Consider the following 21,005-nt stretch of genomic DNA (forward strand, 5'->3'; position numbering starts at 1 on the left):
GTCACGAGGGCCTGCCTCCGAACTGCCAGTCGTGGACCTCGATGTCGGCGTACCGGCCAGGGGTGAGGACAGCGCGTGCCGCCTCCGGGTCCGGCGCCCGGAGCAGCGCAGCCGTGCCCAGCCACGCGGTGCCGTCGTCGGACAGGAGCGGTCCGTAGGCGATCAGTTCGTCCCGGTCGGCCGGCACGGCGAGGTCGGCGGGCTGCCCGGAGCCGAGGCCGAGCACGAGGTAGCGGTTGCCGCCGGTCCGCCCGCCGGGGAAGTCCCACATGGTGCGCCCCAGCAGGTTGCGCCACCGTCGGAGCAGCACGTCCCGGTACACACCGGCCTGGTAGGTGGGCTCGTCGAAGGCGAACGCGCGGGCGGTGGCGGGGTCGGGCAGGTCGATGATGTGGACGCTGCCGGTGGGTGTGTCGCCGACGTAGGTCGGGCCGCGGGCGATCAGTTCCTTCGCGTACCGGTCCATGTAGGACCAGTGGTCCTCCCGCATCTCTTCGCGCAGCGTCGTGGAACCGGCCCGGTCGCGGTGGTAGCAGAAGAACTCCATGTCCGCACTCTGACGCACCGGCGCCGTACGTGCAGACAAATTACCGGCGTCTGCGATGAGCGGCCTCCCGAGAGGCTGCCACCTGTAGATCGCGCTCAAGTCCGGCGTGGCCGCAGGCAGCGAACGGCTCCCGAGACGGGAACGAACTGTCCCGGGAGCCGTGCCGACTGACTGCTCGGAAGCGGAGTATCCCGGGGACCCGGTGGGTCCGCTTCACCTGCCCCTCAGGCCGCGCGCGTCCCCTCTTCCTCCGCCAGCTGCCACCGGGCGTACCGCGGGACGACGATTCTCGCGAAGGCGAAGACCGCGATACCCGCCGCGACGCCGCGCCAGGTACTGGCCAGAGCCACGGTCCCGCCGACGGCCGCGCCGAGGGCGGCAGCGATGACCGTGGCGTGGCGCAGGACCGCGCGGTCGAGGGCATGAGGATCGGACGCGAACCGGCGCCAGGCCTTCGGCGCCAGGTACATCAGCCAGGCGCCGAGGATGAGGGCATACACGGCGTTGGACAGCACGTCTTCAAGCACCGCGACGGTTCCCTTCTACTTGCAGTTACGCTGGCCCTTCTTGTGCCGCTCAGGCTTCAGCGTAGGGCCGATCACCTTCAGCTTGACGCAGTTTCCCTCTTCGTAGTAGCGACCTGCGGCGATCCCGATGCCCCCGGCTTGGGCAGCAACGGGGTAGCACACCGGGAAGCCGGCCGAACACGCACTGGCAGCCAGACCGACGCTGTATCCGGCGTCGCGTGCGTTCCGCGTCTCTTTGCGGTTCAGGTACAAGGTGCCCGTGACGATCCCCCAGTTGAACTGCCACCGGGGCCGTATCACACCGCGCTGTTCCGACTCTTCCCACTCGGTGTTGTCGGTGACGTCCTCCATGGTGATGCTGAGGATCTCATCGACACCGGAGTCATCAGTGGTCAGGGCGGCCAACGCGATACTGAGCCGTACGTCGTCGGAGCGGAACTCCGTACTCTGCTCCGCCGCCCGGAACATCGCATCGAACGTGCCGCTGTTCAACAGCCGTTGGTAGCGGGCGCCCTGGGCTGAGTCCAGGGTTTCGAGGACCAGACTGTCGGTTACTTCGCCCTTCCTCTTCATCCCCTCGAGGACCGATTGCGCGGCCTCGACAGACTGGATCCCGGTCGACCGCGGGGCCGCAAGCGGCGCCGCTCGTACAGCGGTTGTCGCGAGCACGGTGGTTCGACCTGTAGCGGGGGTCCTGCAGGGCGATGCGGAATGGCTTGTTCTCCGCGCCTCATCACGGCGCCGCGCCTCATCACGGCGCAGGGAGAGCACCCTGATGAGGTGCGATCCGTGTGTGGGAGCCCCCGTGGCCGAAGGCCCAGCGGGCACACGGCAGATGCTGCTCACAGGTCCGTCCCCCCACTCACCTCCACATACTGCCCCGTGACCCAGCGTGAGTCGTCCGACGCCAGGAAGGCCACCACGTCCGCCACGTCGGCCGGGGTGCCGATGCGGGCGAAGGCGGAGCGGGAGGCCAGGGCCTCGCGGGCCTCGGGGGTCGTTCTGCGGCGGGCGTTCATGTCCGTCTCGATGAACCCCGGGCCGATCGCGTTGACCGTGATCCCGCGCGGGGCCAGTTCCTTCGCCAGGGCCAGCGTCATCGTGTCGAGCGCACCCTTAAACATCGCGTACGCCAGCGATTCCGGGAACGCCCGCCGGGAGGCGAGGGAGGAGATGTTGATGACGCGGCCGCCGCTCCGCAGCCGGGGCAGCGCCTGCTGCACCAGGAAGAACGGCGCCTTCGCGTTGACCGCCATCATGCGGTCGAAGATCTCGGGCACCGCCTGCCCCACCGGGCCCGACCCGCTCACCCCCGCGTTGTTCACCAGGATGTCGAGCCCACCGGCCCCGGACCCCTCCTCGCCCCTCACCCCCGCGTCGAACGCCTCGAACACCGCCTCCGCGTCCCCCGGCACCCCCAGCACCGCGCCCACCGTGAACGCGCGTCCGCCCGCCTCGCGTATCCCCGCGACGACGTCCCGTGCCGCGGCCTCGCTGTGTCCGTAGTGCACGGCGACCAGCGCCCCGTCCCGGGCCAGCCGTCGGGCGATCGCCGCGCCGATGCCCCGGCCGGCGCCGGTCACCAGCGCCACCTTGCCCGTCAGGGGGCGTTCGGCCGTCACCTCGGCACCCCGTGCCGGGTCCAGAAGTCCTCGTCCACCACGTCGTCCACGAACCAGTGGTCCACCGCCAGCATGTCCAGGTGGTGCAGGAGACGCGGCTGGTCCCGCAGTCTCTCCCTCGCCTCCTCCACCGTGAGCGGGGCGCCCGGCAGGGGGACGGTCACGAGCCTCGACGCCCTCCGCAGCAGCTCGGAAGTCGGCAGCGGGCGCGGGGCGTTCACGTGGTGGGCGCCTGTCAGGGCGTCGTCCGCGAGGCCCACGGCGGTGACCGCCCTCGCCAGCGCCGTCACCTCCACGTACGAGTGCCGGGCCTCGCAGTCCTTCAGGCCCGCCGACAGCGCCCTCAGCAGAGCCGCCAGGCCCGGCTCCACCCAGCGGTCGCCGGGGCCGAGCACGAGGTGGGGGCGCAGGACGATGCCGCCCGCGTCGAGGACGTGCCGTTCGGCGGCTGCTCGGGCGCGGCTGGTCGGGGACGCCGGGGCCAGTGGCACCTCGGCCGGAACCGCACGCGTGAAGGGGCCCCGGCCGTACACCGCGGCCGTGCTCACGTACACGATCCGCCGCACCTCGGCCCGCACCGCCTCCTCGACGAGCGCGCGCGTGCCGTGGTCGTTCACCGCCCGCGTCAGCCGTTCGTCGGAGCCGACGTGCGAGGCGCAGTGCAGGACGACGTCGACGCCGTCGCAGACACCGCGCAGGGTCTCCGGGGCGGTCAGGTCCGCCCGTACCGTCTCCAGCCCGGGTGGTCTGTCCCCGCGCGTGCTCCGCAGGAGCAGCCGGACCTCAGGCCCGTCAGCCCCTTCCGGCCTCAAGTCCCGCAGCGCCGCCGCTACATGACCCCCGATGAAGCCGCTGCCTCCGGTGACGAGCACGCGTCGTGACAAGGTGTCCCTCCCTGATGATCACCGTACAACCGCCGGCCACCGCACCCCTTCCGTATCGGCCCTCCTTCCGTACCGGCCCCCTTCCGTAGAGTCCCTCAGAGGAACCGACGAAGGAGTGACCCCGTGCGTCTGCGCTGTGCCCTGCTCGACGACTTCCAGGACGTGGCCACCGGCATCGCCGACTGGTCGCCGGTCGCGGACGACGTCGAGGTCGTGCCGTTCACCACGCACTTCCCGGACGAGGACTCCCTCGCGGAGGCGCTCGCCGACTTCGACATCGTGGTCACCCTGCGCGAACGGGTCCCGTTCCCCGCCTCCCTCCTCGCCCGGCTCCCCCGGCTGAAGTTGCTGGTCGCGTCCGGGATGCGCAACTCGGTGATCGACTTCGCCGCCGCCGAGGCGCACGGCGTCACGGTGTGCGGGACGGCCAGCTCCTCGGCACCGCCCGTCGAACTGACCTGGGCGCTGCTGCTGGGCCTCGCGCGCGGGATCGTCGAGGAGAGCGGGGCACTGCGGACCGGTGGGCCGTGGCAGAGCACGGTCGGCGCCGATCTGCACGGGCGGCACCTCGGGCTGCTGGGCCTCGGCAAGATCGGCAGCCGGGTGGCCCAGGTCGGGCTGGCCTTCGGGATGCGGGTCACCGCGTGGAGCCAGAACCTCACCAAGGAGTACGCCGACGAGGTGGGCGTCCATCTCGCCGCGTCCAAGGAGGAGTTGCTGGCCGACAGCGACTTCGTCTCCGTGCACCTGGCCCTGAGCGACCGCACCCGGGGGCTGCTCGGCGCGCCCGAACTCGCCTCGATGAAGCGGTCGGCGTATCTCATCAATACGTCCCGCGCCGCGATCGTCGACCAGGACGCCCTGCTCGCCGCGCTGCACGAGGGCCGTGTCGCGGGTGCCGCCGTGGACGTCTTCGACGTCGAACCGCTGCCCGCCGGCCATCCGATGCGCACGGCTCCCCGGCTGCTCGCCACCCCGCACCTCGGGTATGTCTCGCAGGCCAACTACGCCACGTACTACGGGCAGGCGGTGGAGGACATCCGTGCCTACCTGGACGGGTCTCCGGTGCGGCGGCTTCCGTGAGGACGGCCCGGCGGCGGCGTTACGCGGCCCCGTCGTGCGGGGGTGCGGCCGGGCGCCGGTAGACGCCCTCGCTGCGGTGCAGATGGTGCAGGTCCACGAGGTAGCGGCGCAGGGTCACATGGTCGATCTCGTCGCTGTCCTCGCACCAGGCGCGCAGCTTCGCGTCGATCGTGCGCTCGGGGTACTCCACACCCGGCTCGAACGTCTGCTCGGCGATGTGGCGCAGGACGAGCTTCTTGCGGGTCCAGCGCGCGGGCAGCCGTACGAGCCGGCCGTCCCGGACGAAGGTGCGCAGGACCATGTCGGTCTGTTCCGTCCCCCGCTCGTCCGTCGCCCGCTCGTCCGTCCCCCGCTCGTCCGTCCCTCGTTCGCGCCGGGCGTCCGCTCGGGCCCGCGCGCGGAACACCTCGTAGGCCACGCGCAGGTCTCCGTCGTCGCCCGTGGTGACCGCGCCCTGTTCGCGCAGCCGCCGGAGCGCCGCGGCCGTCTCCCGAGGGGAGAGCGCGGCGGTCCGCGCCACCTGGTCAGGGGTGCACGCGCCGAGTGCCACGGCCGCGAAGGCGCGGGCCCGGCTCTCCTCGGCGAACAGCCGGACGAGTTGTTCCGCGGTGTCGGGTTCGGTGGCCATGCGGGGAGGCTAGTGGGCCGGGCGGGGCCGAGCCGAGCGAATTTCCGGTGACCGGTGACCGGTGACCAGGACAGCCCTTAGGCGTACTTGTAGATCGCGGACACGTCCTCCAGGTCGTCCGGCGTCACGTCCCACGGCGGCAGCTTCTCGTGCCGGGCGACGATCCGCCGGTACTGGTCGCTGTCCTTGCCGGGCGGGCTCGCCGGGAGGTAGCGGTGCTTGCGGTGGCGTTGCTGCCAGCGCTGCCACTGCAGGTCGATGAAGGCGTGGACCAGCCAGAAGACGGGGTCGTTGACGGACGCGCCGCCGACCATGTGGCCGCCGACCCAGCGGTGCACGCGGTTGTGGTTGCGCCACGAGTCCCGGCCGCGGCCCCAGCCCTCCAGCTTGTTGCGGAAGCCCCGCGCGGACGTGGAGTTCCATGGGGCGACGTCGTAGACCGGGTCGTCCAGCGCCTGCTGGAGGTCGGCCTTCGTGGGCAGGTCGATCGGTCCGCGGGAGCGGCCCAGGTCGCGGGTGAGGAACTCGCCGTCCGAGACACCGGCCCGGATGGGCCAGTGGCCGCCGCGGTAGGCGAAGGGGCCGGTCATCACCTGCCGGTCGCCGGGCCGGCCGTTCCCGCCGAGCAGGTCGTCGGTCCAGGGCACGCCGGTGGTGCGGCGGTCGCGCGTCCAGTCCCAGTACGGCACGGTCACGGAGGAGTCGACGCGGCGCAGCGCGTTCTCCAGGTCGAGCAGGAACCGGCGGTGCCAGGGGAGGAAGGACGGCGCCATGTGGGCGGCGCGCAGGCCGCGGTCGCCGTCGCCGACGAAGTGCGCGATGTGCAGCCGTACGAAGTCGTCGTACTCACCGCGCCGTTTGACCTCGAGGAGCGCCTCGACGAACCGGCGGCGCTCGGTGCGGGTCAGCCGGCTGACGTCCTTACGCACGTACGCCATGCGGTGCCTCCCTGTGCGGGTGCCCGCCGTGGAGGGGGCCGGGGGCGAGGTCGCGCAGCCGGCCGCGCGGGCCGAGCTCGTCGACGGCCGCGCGGGTCGCCTCCAGCGGGGTCCGGTACCAGCCGTAGTGGTCGACCATGCTGAGCCAGGAGCCGTCGGCGCGGCGCATCAGGTGCAGGGGGCGCCCGTCGACGGTGACCTGCCATTCGACGGCGGGCGCGGCCCGGCTGCCGAGGGCGACCGGAGTGCCGCGGATACGGCGGCCCAGGTAGGTCTCGTCGAAGGGGGCGTCGGCGCCGGGCACGGGGGCGTCGGGGCCGGTGGGGTGGGGGCGGGACGCGGTGATGAGCGGGGCCAGCGTCACGACGGCGGCGGTGAGCAGCCAGCGGCCCGCCTCCCTGCGGGTCCGTGGCACCGGTTCACCGGTCGCGGAGGTGTCCGTCCGCCGTTCCCTCGGCGGTTCCTGGCCGGCGCTGAACTCCATGGCTCACCCCTCGTACTGTTCGGCTGTTCGTACGAGTAACAGTCCGGGTCGCCGCGCGGTCACCTCCGGCGCCTGAGGGGGGCCGTGTCGCCCCGGGTGCAGCAATGGTCAGCTTGTCCAGAAATCCCACCAACGGGTCAGGATGAGCATGCCGATGACGCCGAGGTGCAGGACCGGCAGGACCCAGGTGAAGTCGGCGAGGAAGGACCGCACCGGGGCGGGCGCGGGCAGCAGGCCGGCGCGGACGACGAAGGACGCGACGTACCAGAACAGGGTGATGGTGGCGATCCACGCCAGGCAGCACCACAGGCACAGCGCGTTGATCCGGTACAGGGACTCGAACTGCAGCCAGGAGACGAACCCGACGCCGAAGAGGCAGCCCGCCGCGAAGGTCAGCCAGTACCAGCGCGGGAACGCGGCGCCCGCGAGCAGGCTCACGCCGACGCAGACGACGACGCCGTAGGTCACCAGGCCCAGCATGGGGTTGGGGAAGCCGAACACCTGGGCCTGGTCGCTCCGCATCACGCTGCCGCAGGACAGGACCGGGTTGAGGCTGCAGCCGGGGGTGAAGTCCGGGTCCTCCAGCAGCTTGAACTCGTCGAGCGTGATGACCCAGGAGGCGAGCAGCCCGGCCGCTCCGCACAGGACGAGCAGCAGGGCGTACGGGCGGCTGCCGCGCGCCCTCGTGTCGGTGGCCATCGCGCGACCGTACCGGCGGCCGGGCGGCGGACCGGCCCGCGCTCACCCGGGCGGCCGACCCGGTGCGGGCCGGCCGCCCGATCGAGCGACGCCGCACGGTCAGCGGTGGACGCGCACGTAGTCCACGCCGAAGGTGATGGGCGCCGGGCCGCAGGGCGGCGGGTGGTGTTCGCCCGCGCACAGCGACAGGTTGAGCACCAGGTACGCCGACCAGTCGGGGCCGACGCCGGTGCCGTCGGCGTAGACGCGCTCCCCGTCGACGAACCACTCGACGCAGCGCTCGCTGTAGGTCGTGCCGATGGTCACCCAGGTGTCCGGGGCGATGGCGCGGCCGTCGGTGTGGTAGCTCGTGGCGTCGCGGACGTGGTTGGACAGCTCCAGCAGATGCGGGTTGTCCGGGTGGTACTCGAAGGTGTCCACCTCGTTGGCGCCGTCCTTCCAGGTCCACAGGGCCGGCCAGGCGCCCGTGGCGGAGGGCAGCAGGACCCGGGTCTCGATGTGGTCGCCGGTCCTGACCTGGAAGCCCTCCTGGGAGTACTCGGTGGTGAGCAGGCCGGTGCGCCAGGCGGGCAGGCCGTTCTCCAGGGTGCGTCCGCACGGCGCGGCGGCGAAGGTCGCCACCGAGCCGGAGACGGTGACGCAGTGCGGGTCGAGCCAGTCCAGCTTGTTGTCGTCCGGGTTGTGGTCGCAGTAGCGGTAGGCGCTGGTCCGGTCACCGACCCATCGGGCGCCCCAGTCGATGGGGGCGTCGAACTCCTCAGCCCAGACGAGGGTCCGCTCGGGGGTCCGGGGTGCCGCGAACTTGACACCCTCGGTGATCATGGTGGCGAGCGCGCTGAAATTCAGCTTTCCGATCATGCACGTGGTGTACCAGAACTAGGGGCACCATACGATGAATTGATTCGCGGACCAGATGCCAATCCCTCCGAATGCCTCTGCATATTGCATTCTTCACCCCGACCGATTTCACGCGTATGGAGCAACGGGCCGCATTTTTGCCGCAGGGGGACTGCTATGTTCTCCCACCGTTGGATCAGAGGAACTTTCATGCGAGGTGAATCATGAAGAAGGCAGTTTTCACCACTGCGGCGTTGGCTATCGGTGCGGGTCTTGTGGGCGGTTCGGCCGTCGCGGCGTCGGCCGCCACGGGGGGTGCGGGCTCGTCCACGGGTCCGCTGGGGCTCGCGTCCCCGACGAAGGTGTCCCCGGCGGTCCTGCCGGCCACCGATGTCGTGACGCGGCTGGCCAAGGAGGGCAAGGTCGCCAACGGCACCGCGTTCGACCAGAAGTCCGGTGCGGTGTCCGGCATCTACCTGGACGGCATGGACCCGAACGCGGCCAAGCGGCCCACGATCCCGGTGAAGAACCCGGCGGGCAGCGGTTCCGTCGAGGTGCACCCGCTGAAGGCGCCGACCTCCGCCGGACTCGGCACGCTGCTTCCCAAGAAGTGACCGCCCGGCCTTCTCACGCGCCGGCGGGCCGGCGAGAGCCGGCTCCGGAAATTTTGAGACTCTGATCCGGTTCCCGGCGGCCGAAGCGCGGCGGCAGGCCCTGGACGCTGGAAACGGACCCGCAATTCCAGCTCCGTGGACGACGGGCCGCCGGCCGACCGGCACCCCGTGAACCAACTCTCCGGCCCACCGGCCCTCCCCTTGCCGGTGGGCCGGACGCGTGTCGCCCATCGGGCCGTGAGCGGAGCCATATTCGACCCTCTCCGCCAATAGCACGGACGGCCCCGGAATGAGCCTAAAGCGGTCCGTGCCGCACGGCGCGCTCATTGAGCCATCCGAAGGAATCTCTGCGCGTTTGATTGTTCTCGCCGTGACTTATGCGTGCATATACGGGTTTCCTTTTCGTAAGCGTGCGCAACCGTGAATTCAGGAAGGAACCGAGTTGCCCAGGAAGTTCGCGGTCATCACGGCCCTCGCCCTCAGCACCGTCGTCGGCAGCGCCGGCATCGCCTCCGCCGGCGGCAGCTACGGCGGCGACGGCTCCACCAGCTCCAGCACCACCGTCAAGGGCGGGAGCGGCTTCTCCTCGTCGCCGGTCGTCGTGAACGCGCCGCAGCAGGGCGTTCTGATCGCCAACGGCACCCTCGTCGACCTTCGCTGCGCCGTGCCGTGGTCCAACGGTGCCGCCGTCATCGCGGCCGCCGTCGCGCCCGACTCGCACTACGTCGGCTGCAACACCGGCAAGGTCGAGCAGGGCCGCAAGGCCGTCCACGGCGGCGGCCTGCTCTTCTGACTCCTGCTCCGACCGCGTCGCAGCAGGTAAAACCACAACGCAGCCAGGAAAGGCTCAGCACATGCGCAACAAGGTTACGGCCATTTCCGCGGTCGCCGCGGGCATCGTCCTCGCGACCGCCGGCTCCGCCGCGGCCGACAACGACACGACCACCGTCAAGGGCGGCAGCGGTTTCTCGTCCTCCCCGGTCGTCGTGAACGAGCCGCAGCAGGGCGTCATCGTCCTCAACGGCACCGCTGTGGACGGCCGTTGCATCGCCCCGTGGTCGAACGGTGCCGTCCTCGGCGCCGTCATCGCCCCGAACTCGAAGTACTCCGGCTGCAACACCGGAAAGATCGAGCAGGGTCGCGACTCGGTGCACCTGGGCGGCCTGCTGTTCTGAGCGGTCCGTTCTGAGCACAGCGTCGTCCGATGGCGGTCCCCGGTTCTCCGGTGGGCCGCCATCGGCGTGTTCAGGTACTCCCCCTGCATGCCGAAGGGGCCGGCTCCGTGGATGCGGAGCCGGCCCCTTCGCGTCGCGCCGGACGACGCGGCGACGTCACTTGTTGATCGGGAGACCACCGAGCAGCTTGCCGTCGACCGGGTTCGGCAGGGTGCCGCCGAAGACCGGGGTCTTCACGACGCCGGAGTCCTGGACATTGGCCTTCACCTTCTCCGCCGTGCGCTGCACGTTCTGCGTGGCGGAGGGAAGGCTCCGGGTGACCGCCGTGCCGTTGTCGGCGATTCCCTTCCCCGGCATGTTCACGGCGGAGGCGGGAACAGCGGCGCCGGCGATCGCGAGCGATCCGGCGACCACGGCGGCAGCCTTCAGGTTCTTCATCATGTGCCTTTCCAGTGAATCCGTATGTCGTTCTCCTGGGCTAACGACACGGGAACTCGGCGGAAACTCCGCGGTCGTCAAGTTCCTGGAACTCATACGAAAAGACCCGTCGGCCCGGCGGGGGCCGGTCCGACGGGCCGTGGAATCGGCGGCTGCTTCGCCTCAGGCACCGGTCCCGGTCTCGGTCTCGGTCTCGGCGGGCGGCAGGCCGGGCAGACGCGCGGCGGGCAGGCCCCGGTCGAGCAGGGTGGCGACGGAGACGTCCACGAGCTTCTTCACCACGTCGTCGGCCGCCGGGTCCACCTGCTCGGTCCCGCCCGACAGCAGGGCGGCCAGGAGGTCGTCCACGGCCTTGCCCAGGGCGTCGAGGGCGCCCGGTGTGAGGTTCGAGGCGGTGGCCTCCGTGCCCACGCCGGCCTCGGCGAGGGCCTCCTCGCGTGCCTTCGCGGCCTCCTCGCGGGCCTGTTCCGCCTGCTCACGGGCGGCCGCCAGCTCCTTCCGCGCCTCGGCCAGCGCCTCCTCGCGGGCCTGGGCGACGGCCTCCCGGGCCGCGTCGGCGAGCTTCTTCGCCTCCGCCGCGGTGAGCGGGTCGTCGTCCGCGGCGAGCGCGGAGTCCAGCAGCCGGGTCACCGGGGTCAGGACGGTGCCGAGTCCGGCCAGCGCACCGGTCTGCCCCCGCAGCACCGCCCGCTGGTCCGTGGCTGCCGTCCGGGAGGCGGGGCGGGTGTCGTCGGGGCCGGCGGCGAGGGCGGGCGCCACCGCCCCCAGAAGGAGAGCCGCGCACAGGGCCGAGGAGGCGATGTGCCGGGTGGTCGGAGCACGCAATGGAGTTTCCCTCCGGCGAGTTTCGGGTCGTGCGATCACCGTCTCCGCCGTCGGCCGGGCTGTCGAATTCGGCGGCACCGAACAGGGCACGGGACCTGCTGATCGGGTGGACGCCGTAAACCATCCGGAGCGCGGCTCCAAACGGGTGGTCCGCCACGGGAAACCGCTCGGGAAACGGGTCCGCTCCACGATCGCCGACCCTATCGGCGATAAATATGGATAAGTGGCTGGTGCTGTTCATCTCATGTGTCCAAAAGGCCGTTTGGAGCACAGGGACCGGTGAACAGGTGCGGAATCTTACAGCGGGGACGCGCGCCACACATTCGTGTTGCTGGTTCGGACTCTTTTCTGCGGAAGGGCAGCCTCGTCATGCGCGTTGTGCCGCACATCCTGCATGTCGCCCAGCCCGTCGAGGGCGGTGTGGCGCGGGTCGTGGCGGACCTGGCGGCGGCTCAGCTCGCGGCCGGCTGGCGGGTGACGGTGGCCGCTCCGCCCGGCGGCACCCTGACGGACACACTGACCGCGTCGGGCTGCGCCGTACGGCGCTGGGACGCGACCCGTGCTCCGGGGCCCCGGCTGCCCGGGGAGGTGGGGCGGCTCGCGCGGCTGGTGCGGGAGCTGCGGCCCGATCTGGTGCACGCGCACAGCGCGAAGGCGGGACTCGCCGCCCGGCTGGCGGTGCGCGGCGCCCTGCCGACCGTGTTCCAGCCGCACGCCTGGTCGTTCGAGGCCGCCGGTCCCGTCGTGAACCGGATGGCGCTGGGCTGGGAGCGGTGGGGGGCGCGGTGGGCGGCGCGGGTGGTGTGTGTGAGCGAGGCCGAACGGCGCACCGGGCGGCGGCACGGGATCCGGGCCGAGTGGCGGGTGGTCCCCAACGGGGTGGACACCGAGCGGTTCCGGCCGGAGGGCGGGAGGGCGGACGCGGAGGGCGGGCCGCTGGTGGTGTGCGTGGGCCGGCTGTGCCGTCAGAAGGGGCAGGACGTGCTCCTCGCCTCCTGGCCGGAGGTGGTGCGGCGGGTGCCGGGCGCCCGGCTGGTGCTGGTCGGTGACGGTCCGGACGGGGAGCGGCTGCGGCGCGGCGCGCCCGCGTCGGTGCGGTTCGCGGGGGCCGTGGCGGACGCCGCGCCCTGGTACCGGGCCGCCGACGTCGTCGTCCTGCCGTCCCGCTGGGAGGGGATGGCGCTGGCGCCGCTGGAGGCGATGGCGTGCGGCCGGCCGGTCGTGGTGACGGACGTGGACGGGGCCCGCGAGAGCCTGCCGTCCGCTGCGCGCGCGGCCTGCCTGGTGCCGCCGGACGACCCCGGGGGGCTGGCCCGGGCGCTCACGGCGCTGCTGCTCGACGCGCCGCTGCGCGCGGAGCTCGGCGCGCTGGCCCGGGCGCACACGCTCGCCGCCCACGATCTGCGGCGCGCCACGGATGCCGTGACCGACGTGTACCGCGAGCTGCTCGGTGGTCCCACCGCGCCGGTCGTCGGACCTTACGAGGGCAGGAAGTGCATCACCACATGACCGCGGAAAGCTTCGTCGCCTCGCCCGCGGGGCAGCACCGGGCGCCCGAGGGCGCCCTCTCCGTTCCGGCCCCCGGCGGGCTCCCCGGCGGACGGGGGCCGGCCGCCGGGCGCGGGCCGCGCCGCCGTCGGCCGGACGCCCGGCTGTCGCTGTGGTTCTCCGACGGCGTCGCGGTCCTCGCGGGGGCGCTGACGCTGCCCGCCGCGCACCGGGATCCGCTGGTCCTCGCCGTGCTGGCGGCCGGGGTGCTGGCGCTGAACCGGTGGGCGGGGCTGTACGACACCTCGCTGGTCCGGGGGGCGCTGGACGACGTGCCGGCCGTCTGCGGCCGGATCGCGGTCGGCTGGGCGGTGGTGGCGGCGCTGTCGCCGCGGTCGCTGTCGCCGTCGGCCCTGATCGCCGTCGTCGCCGTGCACGGTGTGACGGCGTGCGCGGGCCGGGCGGTGGTGCAGGGGCTGCGGCGCCGGGCGCTGCGGCGGCGGCCGTGTCCGGCGCTGGTCGTCGGTCCCGTGGCGACGGCACGGCAGGTGGCGGCCGCGCTGCTGCGCCGCCCGGATTGCGGGGTGCGGCCGGTCGGGCTGGTCGCCGACGGGCCGGACGAGCGCGGTGACGCGGCCGGCGAGCCGGGGCTGCCGGTGTGTGCGTCGGCCCTGGAGGCACGGCGGGCGGTGGTCCGTGACGGGGTCGGGGCGGTGCTGGTCGTGGGGGCCGCGACCCGGGTGGAGCAGGCGGCGCTGCTGCGGGCGCTGGCCGCGTCGGGGTGCGCGCTGTGGGAGCTGGACGCCGACCGCGGGCCGTACGGTCTGGGCGGGCGGACCGGGCATCTGGCCGGGTTCCCGCGCAGGCCGCTGCGGCAGGAGGACGGACGCCGGCCGGGCGCGGGCCTCAAGCGGCTGCTGGACGTGCTGCTGTCGGGCGCGCTGCTGGTGCTGACCGGTCCGGTGCTGCTGGGGTGCGCGCTGGTGCTGCGGGTCATGGACGGGCCCGGCGTCGTCTTCCGGCAGGAGCGGATCGGGCGCGACGGGCGGCCGTTCACGATGCTGAAGCTGCGCACGCACCGGCCCGCCAGCGAGCACGAGGCGGCGACCCGCTGGAGCGTGGCGAACCAGCAGGACATGAGCCGTTTCTGCCACTTCCTGCGCCGTACCTCGCTGGACGAGCTGCTCCAGCTGTGGAACGTCTTCCGCGGGGACATGAGCCTGGTCGGGCCGCGGCCCGAACGGCCGTACTTCGTGGAGCGGTTCAGCCAGGCCCACCCCGGCTATCCGGCGCGGCACCGGATGCGCACCGGGATCACCGGGCTGGCGCAGATCAACGGGCTGCGCGGCGACACCTCGATCGAGGACCGGGCCCGCTACGACAACGCCTACATCGACGACTGGTCGCTGTGGCAGGACGTCTGCATCCTGCTGCGCACGGCGGCCCAGTTCGTCCGGCCGACGGGGAGCTGAGCCTCGATGACGACGTCTCCCGAGGTCCTCACCCGGATCACGCCCCCGCCGCCGGTGCCGCCCAGGCTGCGCCCGGTCCTGCCGCTGCTGCCCGTCCTGCCGGTCGTGGCGATCGTCGTGCTGCTCGGGCTGCCGGTCCGGGCGGGCGGTTCCGTCACCCCGGCCGACGCGGCCTCGGCGCTGGCCGTGCTGTGTGCCGTCGGGCAGGCGGTGGTGCGCGGGCGGCGGCCGCTGTCCCGGACGGCCGTGCTGGTGCTCGGGCTGCCGGTGGTGGGCATCGCGCTGGCCGCGACGGGCGCGGCGACCTCCGGGGACGCGCTGACCGGACTGGCCCGGCACCTCCAGGTGTTCGTGCTGATCCCGGTCGCGGTGACGCTGCTGGTGCGCGACCGGCGCGGGGCGCGGCTGCTGCTGTGGTCGCTGGTCGGCCTGGCGCTGTGGCAGGGCGGGATCGGCGTCAAGCAGTATCTGACGGGCACCGGGGCGTCGTACCAGGGCGCGTTCGTCCGGGCCGTGGGGACGTTCGGGCCGTCGGACGTGATGGGGATGGCGAACGTCGTGGCGCTCGGCGTGGTGGCCGCGACCGGGCTGGCGCTCGGCGCGCGGTCGGTGCGGCAGCGGCTGGTGACGGCCGGGTGCGCGGCGGTGCTGCTGGTGCCGCTCGCCGTGTCGTTCAGCCGGGGCGCGTGGATCGCCACGGCGGTGACCTGCGCGGTCGTCCTGCTGCTGGCCGGGGTGCGGCGGGCGGCGAAGGTGTTCGCCGCCGTCGTCGCGGCGGCCGTGGTGCTGGTGGGCGGGTTCGGGGTGGGCGCGGCGGCCCTGGAGGAGCGGCTGACCAGCATCACGCAGGTCACCGACGCGCCGGACCAGTCGGTCGTCGACCGGTACACGATGTGGGCGGCCGCGACGGACATGTGGAGCGCGCACCCGCTGACCGGGGTGGGCCTGAAGGGCTTCCCCGCGCACCGCGACGGGCACGCCTCGCTGGCGCTGTCGTCGGGCAGCGACACCGAGGGCGCCGGGCAGGCGTTCGTGCGGCAGCCGCTGCTGTCGCCGCACAACATGTATCTGCTGCTGCTGAGCGAGCAGGGGCTGCTGGGCGTGGTCACGGTCGCGGGCAGCTGGCTGGCGCTGCTGGTGTGCGCGCTGCGCCGGCTGCGGCGCGGCGCGGGCGGCGTCCGGGACTGCGCGCTGGCGGCCTGCGGGCTGCTGCTGTGGCAGCTGGTCAACTTCCTGTACGCCGACATCGGCGGGCCGTCCACCGTGCTGACGGCGATCTGCCTCGGGCTGGCCGCCTGGTGGGCGCTGTCCGGGGACGCGGCCCGGGAAGCGGGGGCCCGGTGAGGTCCCGCGCGGCGGAACGCCCGGACGCCCCCGCGGTCGACGGTGTCCCGCGCCCGGCCGGTCCCACGCCGGACGGTGCGCCCCGCTCCCCCGGTGCCGTCTCGGGCCGTTTCCTCGCACGGGCGACGCTGCTGTCGGCCGCGCTGTCGATGGCCGCGGCGGTGCTCGGGCTCGGCCGGGACCAGACGCTCGCGCATCTCTTCGGCGCGGGGGCGGAGACCGACGCGTTCCTGGTGGCCTGGACGGTCCCGGAGATGGCGTCGACGCTGCTGATCGAGGACGGCATGGCGTTCGTGCTCGTACCGGCGTTCAGCCTGGCGCTCGCGCGGCGCGGGCGCCAGACGGCCGGGACCGACCCGGTGCGGGCCCTGGTGGCGTCCTCGCTGCCGCGGCTGTGCCTGGCCCTGGCCGGGGCGGCCGCGCTGTGCGTGCTCGGGGCTCCGCTGCTGGTGGCGGTGCTCGCGCCGGGGCTGTCCGACGCGTCGCTCGCGGTGGACTGCACCCGGCTGACCGGAACCTGTGTGCTGAGCTTCGGGCTGGCCGGGTACTGCAGCGCGGCGCTGCGCGCGCACCGCAGCTATCTCGCGCCGGGCGCCATCTACATCGCGTACAACGCGGTCATCATCGCGACGATGTTCGTGCTCGCCGCGCGCTGGGGTGTGCGGGCGGCGGCGCTCGGGGTCGCGCTCGGCGGCTGCGCCATGGCGCTCGCACAGGCGCCGTCGCTGTGGCGGCGCCTCGCGCGGCGGCCCGACGGGACCGGAGCCTGCGGGACGCCCGGTCAGGACCGGGGCGGGGTCCGGGCCTTCACGGTGGGCCTGGTGTGCGCGGTGCTGCTGTTCGCGGTGGGCCGGCAGTCACAGGTCCTCATCGAGCGGTACTTCGCCTCCGGGCTGCCGGCCGGTGCCATCTCGCACCTCAACTACGCGCAGAAGGTCGCCCAGTTGCCGATGTCGCTGGCGATGATGGTGTGCGTCGTGACCTTCCCGGTGGTGGCGCGGGCCGTCGCCGAGGGCGATGTCCGGCGGGCCCGGGACCGGGTCGAGCGGGACCTGGTGCTGATGGCCTGCGTCGTGCTGTTCGGCACGAGTGTCGTGGTGGCCTGCGCGCCGGCGATCGTGCAGCTGCTGTTCCAGCGGGGCGCGTTCACCGCCCAGGACACCGCCGCGACCGCCGCCGTGATGCGGGTGTACGCGCTCGGGCTGCTCGGGCACACCCTGGTGGGCGCGCTCGTGCGGTCGTACTTCTCGACGGGCCGCACCAGCTGGTACCCGCCGGCCGTCATGGGCATCGGCGCGGTCGCCACGATCGGGCTGAGCGCCTGGGCGGTGGGGCCGTGGGGGGCGCGCGGGATCGCCGCCGCCAACGCGGCCGGCATCACCCTGACCGCGCTGCTCCTGCTGCTCGGGCTGGGCCCGCAGTCGGTGCCGGTGCGGATCCCCCGGGTCGCCGGCGCGCTGGCCCGCCCGGTGGTCGCCGCCGTGGGCGCCGGCCTGGCCGGGCTGTCCGGCGCCGGTCTGGCCGACGACCCCGCGCTGTCCGCCGCCGCCGGCTGCGCCTGCGCGAGCGCCGTGTTCGTGGCGCTGGCGTGGCTCCTCGACGCGGCGGGCGTCCGCTCCCTGCTGCTTCCCGTCCCGCATTCCGTCCGCAGCCCTCTCACACGAAAGCTCCGTCATGGTCGCTGACATCTCCGCCGCGCCGCGCGTGGCCGAACCCGTGCCCCAGCCCGTCGTGGGGGGCCGCCGCAGACGGGACTCCGCCGCCTGGGTGGCCATGTACCACTCGGTCTCCACGGACCCCGACGACCCGTACAACGTGACCGTCACCCCGGCCCGTCTGGAGCGGCAGCTCGCCTGGCTGGCCGGGCGCGGGCTGCGCGGGGTGAGCGTGCGCGAGCTGCTCGCCGCGCGGGACCGGGGCACCGAACGCGGCCTGGTCGGGCTGACCTTCGACGACGGCTACACCGACTTCGTCACCGAGGCGCTGCCCGTGCTGCGCCGCCGCGGCTTCACGGCGACGGTGTTCGTGCTGCCCGGCCTGCTGGGCGGCACGAACGTGTGGGAGCCGACCGGTCCCCGCAAGCCGCTGCTGGACGAGGACGGGGTGCGCGGGGCGGCGGCGGCCGGGATGGAGGTCGCCTCGCACGGGATGACGCACCTCGATCTGACCCGCGCGCCGGACGAGGTGCTGCACCGGGAGGTCGCCGAGAGCCGGCAGCGGCTGGCCGCGCTCCTCGGGGACGACGTGGTGGGGTTCTGCTACCCGTACGGCTACCACGACGTGCGGGCCGTGGACGCCGTGCGCCGGGCCGGCTACCGGTATGCGTGCGCGATCGCGCCCTCCCCGCTCAGCCGGGGGGACTTCGCGCTGCCCCGGATCCACATGGGGCAGGCGGACGGCTCGCTGCGCCTGGAGCTGAAGCGGCGGCTGGCCCGCGTCTACGGCCGGTCCCTGGAGGCGGCGTGAGGGTCCTGCACGTCATCACCGGACTCGGCGTCGGCGGCGCGGAGCAGCAGCTGCGGCTGCTGCTGCGGCACCTCCCGGCGCGCTGCGACGTGGTGACGCTGACCAACCCCGGCCCGGTCGCCGCGGGCCTCGCGGCCGACGGGGTCCGGGTCGCCCACCTCGGGATGGCCGGCAACCGGGACCTGGACGTCGTGCCGCGGCTGACCCGGCTGATCCGGGGCGGCGGCTACGACCTGGTGCACACGCACCTGTACCGGGCCTGCCTGTACGGGCGGCTCGCCGCGCGGCTCGCCGGGGTGCGGGCCGTCGTGGCCACCGAGCACTCGATCGGCGCGACCCGCCTCGAGGGGCGCCCGCACAGCCCCGGGGTGCGGGCGCTGTACCTGGCGGGCGAGCGCCTCGGCCGGGTCACGGTCGCCGTCTCCCCGACGGTGGCGCAGCGGCTGCGGCGCTGGGGGGTGCCGGGGCAGCGCATCCGGGTCATCCCGAACGGCATCGACGCGCCCCGGTTCTCCTACGACGAGGTGCGCCGCAAGGAGGCGCGGGCGTACTTCGGGCTGCCCGAGGACGCGTACGTCGTCGGCGGTGTGGGGCGTCTCGCGCCCGGCAAGCGGTTCGGCGTGCTGGTGGCGGCGCTGGCCCAGCTGCCGGACGACGTACGGCTGCTGCTGGTCGGCGGCGGGCCCGAGGAGGCGGCGCTGCGCCGCGCGGCGCGTGAACTCGGCGTCGCAGGGCGGCTGGTGCTGACCGGTGAACGGCCGTATCTGCCCGACCCGCACGACGGGGCGCCCGACCTGCCCGCCCTGCTGTCCGCGATGGACGTGCTCGCCTCGCCGTCGCCGGAGGAGTCCTTCGGGCTGGCGGTGCTGGAGGCGCTGGCCGCCGGGCTGCCCGTGCGGTATGCGAGCTGCCCGGCCGTCGAGGACCTGCCGGCGCGGGCGGTGCCCGGTGCGCGGCGGGTCGTCGGCGGGGCCGGGGCGTACGCGCGGGAACTGCTGCGGCTGCGGGAGGCCGGGCCCGCCGAGCGGCACGCCCCGGACGTGGTGCGGCACTACGACATCGCGCGGACCGCGCGGCAGCTGATGGATCTGTACACGGCCGCTTCGGCCGGCTCGAACCTGGAAGTGAGTCCCTCATGACAGACAACCCCGCTGAGCGCGCTCCGCTGTGGGACCGGGCCCGTGCCCGGCTCGGACGGCTGCCCGTGTGGGCGCTGGTGCCCGCCACGGCCCTGACCGGCGCCCTGGCCGGTGGCGTGTACGGGCTGGTGAAGCCCCCGCAGTACACGGCGACCAGTTCCGTGGTGGCCGTGCCGAACGGCAAGACCGAGGCCGACTGCACGGACGCGCTGGGCTTCGCGCAGGCCTACGGCCGGGTCGCCACCCAGCTCGCGGTGCTCGGGGACGCCCAGATGTGGGCGGGCGTCCCGGTGTCGACGCTGCGCGAGAGCGTGGAGGTGGCGACGTCGCCGGACGCCCCGATGGTCGCGGTCTCGGCGACCTCGTCGAGCCCCGGGCAGGCCGTGGACATCGCGAACGCCGTGTCCCGCGCGCTGGTCACCGAGGCCGGCTACGCCAAGGACCGGACCGGTATCCGGCTGGAGAACCTGTCGCGCGCGCTGCGGCCGGGCGAGCCGTCGTCGGCGTCGCCGGGGCTGACCGCGCTGGTGGGCGCGAGCGCCGGCGGGCTGCTCGGCGGGCTCGCGATGCTGGCCCGGCCGCGCCGGCGGTCCGGTGGGCCGGGCGCGGACGACGACCTGGGCCGGGCCTCGGTGCCGGGTCCGGCCGGGGCCGCCGACGCCCAGGAGACCCGCGGATGACGGCGTCCGTACGAAGGCTGACGGTGGAGGTGTGCACCGACGAGCGCGCCTTCGCCGGCCTCGCCGAGGCGTGGGGCCGGCTGCACCGGGCGTGCCCGTCGGCGACGGCGTTCCAGAGTCACGCGTGGCTGCACTCGTGGTGGCTGTCGTACGGCAGGCCGGGCCGGCTGCGGCTGGTGCTGGTGCGCCGGGGCGGCGAGCTGGTGGCGGCGGCGCCGCTGATGCGGGTGCACAGCCCGCTGCCGGCGCTGGTGCCGCTCGGCGGCACCATCACGGACTTCTGCGACGTGCTGGTCGACGAGTCGGCGGGCGCCCCGGCCGCGGCGGCGCTCGCGGACGCCCTGGCCGATCTGGCCCGTACGGCGCTGGTGGACTTCCGTGAGGTGCGGCCGGGCGGCGCGATGGAGCGGGTGTTCCTGTGCTGGCGGGGTCCGCGGCAGCGGCTGCGTGACTCGCTCTGCCTGGAGCTGCCCGCGCTCCCCATGGAGGAGCTGGTGGGGCGGCTGCCGACGGGCCGGGCCCGGCGCATCCGCAGCAAGGTCAACCAGCTGTCCCGGCTCGGGGTGCAGTGGCGGGTCGTGCCGCACGAGGAGACGGAGGCCGCGCTGCGCCGGCTCCTGGAGCTGCACCGGCTGCAGTGGGCGGGCCGGCAGGTGTCGCCCGAGCATCTGCGGCCGCGGTTCATGGAGCACCTGGTCCGCGCGGCGGTCCCGCTGGCCCGTTCCGGGGAGGCGGCGACGACGGAGTTCGTGCTGGACGGCTCGGTGGTGGCGGTCAACATCTCGCTGCTGTCGGGCGCGTTGGCCGGCATGTACCTGTACGGCTTCGACCCGGGGCTGCGGCAGCGCCGGGTGGACGTGGCGACGATGCTGCTGCACGGGGCGACCGGGCACCTCGGGTCGGACGGGCTGCGCACGCTGAGCCTGCTGCGGGGCGCGGAGCCGTACAAGTACCGCTGGCAGCCGACGACCGTCGTCAACCAGCGGTTCCTGCTGGCCCGGCGGCGCACCGCCCCGCTCCTGGGGGCGGCGCTCGCGGAGGCGGCCGCGCGGCGGCGGGCCAAGGAGGTGCTGCGCAAGGACGCCGAGCCGGTGGCTCAGCGGTAGCGCTCGGCC

24 protein-coding genes are annotated in these 21,005 nt (G+C 73.8%); 12 read left to right on the forward strand and 12 right to left on the reverse strand.

The annotated features are described in order from the left end of the window. Position 1 precedes the first annotated feature (1 nt). From F8R89_RS12670 to F8R89_RS12690, 5 genes are all read right to left on the reverse strand, one after another. Complete coding sequence (locus tag F8R89_RS12670; protein ID WP_151784075.1) at positions 2–547, reverse strand: YciI family protein; 546 nt, start codon at positions 545–547, stop codon at positions 2–4. A gap of 224 nt (positions 548–771) precedes the next feature. Further along, positions 772–1,074 carry a hypothetical protein gene (locus tag F8R89_RS12675; RefSeq protein ID WP_151784076.1) on the reverse strand — a complete coding sequence of 101 codons (303 nt, stop codon included), beginning with the start codon at positions 1,072–1,074 and terminating at the stop codon, positions 772–774. 15 nt (positions 1,075–1,089) lie between these two features. Beyond that, entirely contained in the window at positions 1,090–1,743 is a 654-nt protein-coding gene (locus tag F8R89_RS12680) for a hypothetical protein (protein ID WP_151784077.1), read from the reverse strand. Between the two features lie 173 nt (positions 1,744–1,916). After that, positions 1,917–2,696 (reverse strand): SDR family NAD(P)-dependent oxidoreductase, encoded by a 780-nt coding sequence (locus tag F8R89_RS12685; protein ID WP_192806108.1) that lies wholly within the window; start codon positions 2,694–2,696, stop codon positions 1,917–1,919. After that, on the reverse strand, positions 2,693–3,580 hold the full coding sequence (locus F8R89_RS12690) for an NAD-dependent epimerase/dehydratase family protein (RefSeq protein ID WP_151784078.1): 888 nt from the start codon (positions 3,578–3,580) through the stop codon (positions 2,693–2,695). Before F8R89_RS12690 ends, F8R89_RS12685 begins: the two co-directional genes overlap by 4 nt. A 123-nt stretch (positions 3,581–3,703) precedes the next feature. On the opposite strand from F8R89_RS12690, the gene F8R89_RS12695 reads away from it, so the two are divergent. Further along, the gene (locus F8R89_RS12695; RefSeq protein ID WP_151784079.1) at positions 3,704–4,663 is read left to right on the forward strand and encodes a D-2-hydroxyacid dehydrogenase family protein; all 960 of its coding nucleotides are present in this window, start codon (positions 3,704–3,706) and stop codon (positions 4,661–4,663) included. 19 nt (positions 4,664–4,682) lie between these two features. Here the strand turns inward: F8R89_RS12695 and F8R89_RS12700 are convergent, their stop codons facing one another. The 5 genes from F8R89_RS12700 to F8R89_RS12720 all read right to left on the reverse strand — a co-directional run bounded on the left by F8R89_RS12700 (position 4,683) and on the right by F8R89_RS12720 (position 8,270). After that, positions 4,683–5,291 (reverse strand): DUF2087 domain-containing protein, encoded by a 609-nt coding sequence (locus tag F8R89_RS12700; protein WP_151784080.1) that lies wholly within the window; start codon positions 5,289–5,291, stop codon positions 4,683–4,685. A gap of 77 nt (positions 5,292–5,368) precedes the next feature. Beyond that, entirely contained in the window at positions 5,369–6,229 is an 861-nt protein-coding gene (locus tag F8R89_RS12705; protein ID WP_151784081.1) for a tyrosinase family protein, read from the reverse strand. Continuing rightward, complete coding sequence (locus F8R89_RS12710; protein WP_151784082.1) at positions 6,213–6,713, reverse strand: tyrosinase family oxidase copper chaperone; 501 nt, start codon at positions 6,711–6,713, stop codon at positions 6,213–6,215. The genes F8R89_RS12705 and F8R89_RS12710 overlap by 17 nt, the downstream gene beginning before the upstream one ends. Positions 6,714–6,821: 108 nt before the next feature. After that, entirely contained in the window at positions 6,822–7,412 is a 591-nt protein-coding gene (locus tag F8R89_RS12715) for a vitamin K epoxide reductase family protein (RefSeq protein ID WP_151784083.1), read from the reverse strand. Between the two features lie 99 nt (positions 7,413–7,511). Continuing rightward, entirely contained in the window at positions 7,512–8,270 is a 759-nt protein-coding gene (locus F8R89_RS12720; RefSeq protein ID WP_413251250.1) for a beta-glucanase, read from the reverse strand. Between the two features lie 203 nt (positions 8,271–8,473). Here F8R89_RS12720 and F8R89_RS12725 point away from each other — a divergent pair, with 203 nt between their 5' ends. From F8R89_RS12725 to F8R89_RS12735, 3 genes are all read left to right on the forward strand, one after another. Beyond that, entirely contained in the window at positions 8,474–8,863 is a 390-nt protein-coding gene (locus F8R89_RS12725) for a hypothetical protein (protein ID WP_225994379.1), read from the forward strand. Positions 8,864–9,305: 442 nt separating this feature from the next. Further along, entirely contained in the window at positions 9,306–9,656 is a 351-nt protein-coding gene (locus F8R89_RS12730; protein ID WP_062666111.1) for a hypothetical protein, read from the forward strand. 61 nt (positions 9,657–9,717) lie between these two features. After that, complete coding sequence (locus F8R89_RS12735) at positions 9,718–10,038, forward strand: hypothetical protein (protein WP_151784084.1); 321 nt, start codon at positions 9,718–9,720, stop codon at positions 10,036–10,038. A 156-nt stretch (positions 10,039–10,194) separates the two neighbouring features. Here the strand turns inward: F8R89_RS12735 and F8R89_RS12740 are convergent, their stop codons facing one another. Together F8R89_RS12740 and F8R89_RS12745 are read right to left on the reverse strand one after the other, a co-directional pair. Further along, positions 10,195–10,476 carry a hypothetical protein gene (locus tag F8R89_RS12740; RefSeq protein ID WP_151788100.1) on the reverse strand — a complete coding sequence of 94 codons (282 nt, stop codon included), beginning with the start codon at positions 10,474–10,476 and terminating at the stop codon, positions 10,195–10,197. 162 nt (positions 10,477–10,638) lie between these two features. Then, on the reverse strand, positions 10,639–11,301 hold the full coding sequence (locus tag F8R89_RS12745) for a hypothetical protein (protein WP_151784085.1): 663 nt from the start codon (positions 11,299–11,301) through the stop codon (positions 10,639–10,641). A gap of 369 nt (positions 11,302–11,670) precedes the next feature. Here F8R89_RS12745 and F8R89_RS12750 point away from each other — a divergent pair, with 369 nt between their 5' ends. Genes F8R89_RS12750 through F8R89_RS12785 form a run of 8 tightly spaced genes read left to right on the forward strand, consistent with a single transcriptional unit; the run spans position 11,671 to position 20,996 of the window. Further along, entirely contained in the window at positions 11,671–12,810 is a 1,140-nt protein-coding gene (locus F8R89_RS12750) for a glycosyltransferase (RefSeq protein ID WP_151784086.1), read from the forward strand. Then, complete coding sequence (locus tag F8R89_RS12755) at positions 12,807–14,261, forward strand: sugar transferase (protein WP_151784087.1); 1,455 nt, start codon at positions 12,807–12,809, stop codon at positions 14,259–14,261. Before F8R89_RS12750 ends, F8R89_RS12755 begins: the two co-directional genes overlap by 4 nt. A gap of 6 nt (positions 14,262–14,267) precedes the next feature. Beyond that, positions 14,268–15,605 carry an O-antigen ligase family protein gene (locus F8R89_RS12760; RefSeq protein WP_151784088.1) on the forward strand — a complete coding sequence of 446 codons (1,338 nt, stop codon included), beginning with the start codon at positions 14,268–14,270 and terminating at the stop codon, positions 15,603–15,605. Further along, positions 15,602–17,290, forward strand: coding sequence for a lipid II flippase MurJ (locus F8R89_RS12765; protein WP_225994380.1), 1,689 nt, complete (start codon positions 15,602–15,604; stop codon positions 17,288–17,290). Before F8R89_RS12760 ends, F8R89_RS12765 begins: the two co-directional genes overlap by 4 nt. Next, entirely contained in the window at positions 17,280–18,071 is a 792-nt protein-coding gene (locus F8R89_RS12770) for a polysaccharide deacetylase family protein (RefSeq protein WP_151784089.1), read from the forward strand. The genes F8R89_RS12765 and F8R89_RS12770 overlap by 11 nt, the downstream gene beginning before the upstream one ends. Then, positions 18,068–19,210, forward strand: a complete 1,143-nt coding sequence (locus F8R89_RS12775) for a glycosyltransferase (RefSeq protein ID WP_151784090.1) — start codon at positions 18,068–18,070, stop codon at positions 19,208–19,210. Before F8R89_RS12770 ends, F8R89_RS12775 begins: the two co-directional genes overlap by 4 nt. Next, positions 19,207–19,890, forward strand: coding sequence for a lipopolysaccharide biosynthesis protein (locus F8R89_RS12780; RefSeq protein ID WP_151784091.1), 684 nt, complete (start codon positions 19,207–19,209; stop codon positions 19,888–19,890). Before F8R89_RS12775 ends, F8R89_RS12780 begins: the two co-directional genes overlap by 4 nt. Continuing rightward, positions 19,887–20,996 carry a GNAT family N-acetyltransferase gene (locus F8R89_RS12785; protein ID WP_151784092.1) on the forward strand — a complete coding sequence of 370 codons (1,110 nt, stop codon included), beginning with the start codon at positions 19,887–19,889 and terminating at the stop codon, positions 20,994–20,996. The genes F8R89_RS12780 and F8R89_RS12785 overlap by 4 nt, the downstream gene beginning before the upstream one ends. Positions 20,997–21,005 lie beyond the last annotated feature (9 nt).

The organism is Streptomyces sp. SS1-1 (assembly GCF_008973465.1).
Taxonomy (GTDB): domain Bacteria; phylum Actinomycetota; class Actinomycetes; order Streptomycetales; family Streptomycetaceae; genus Streptomyces.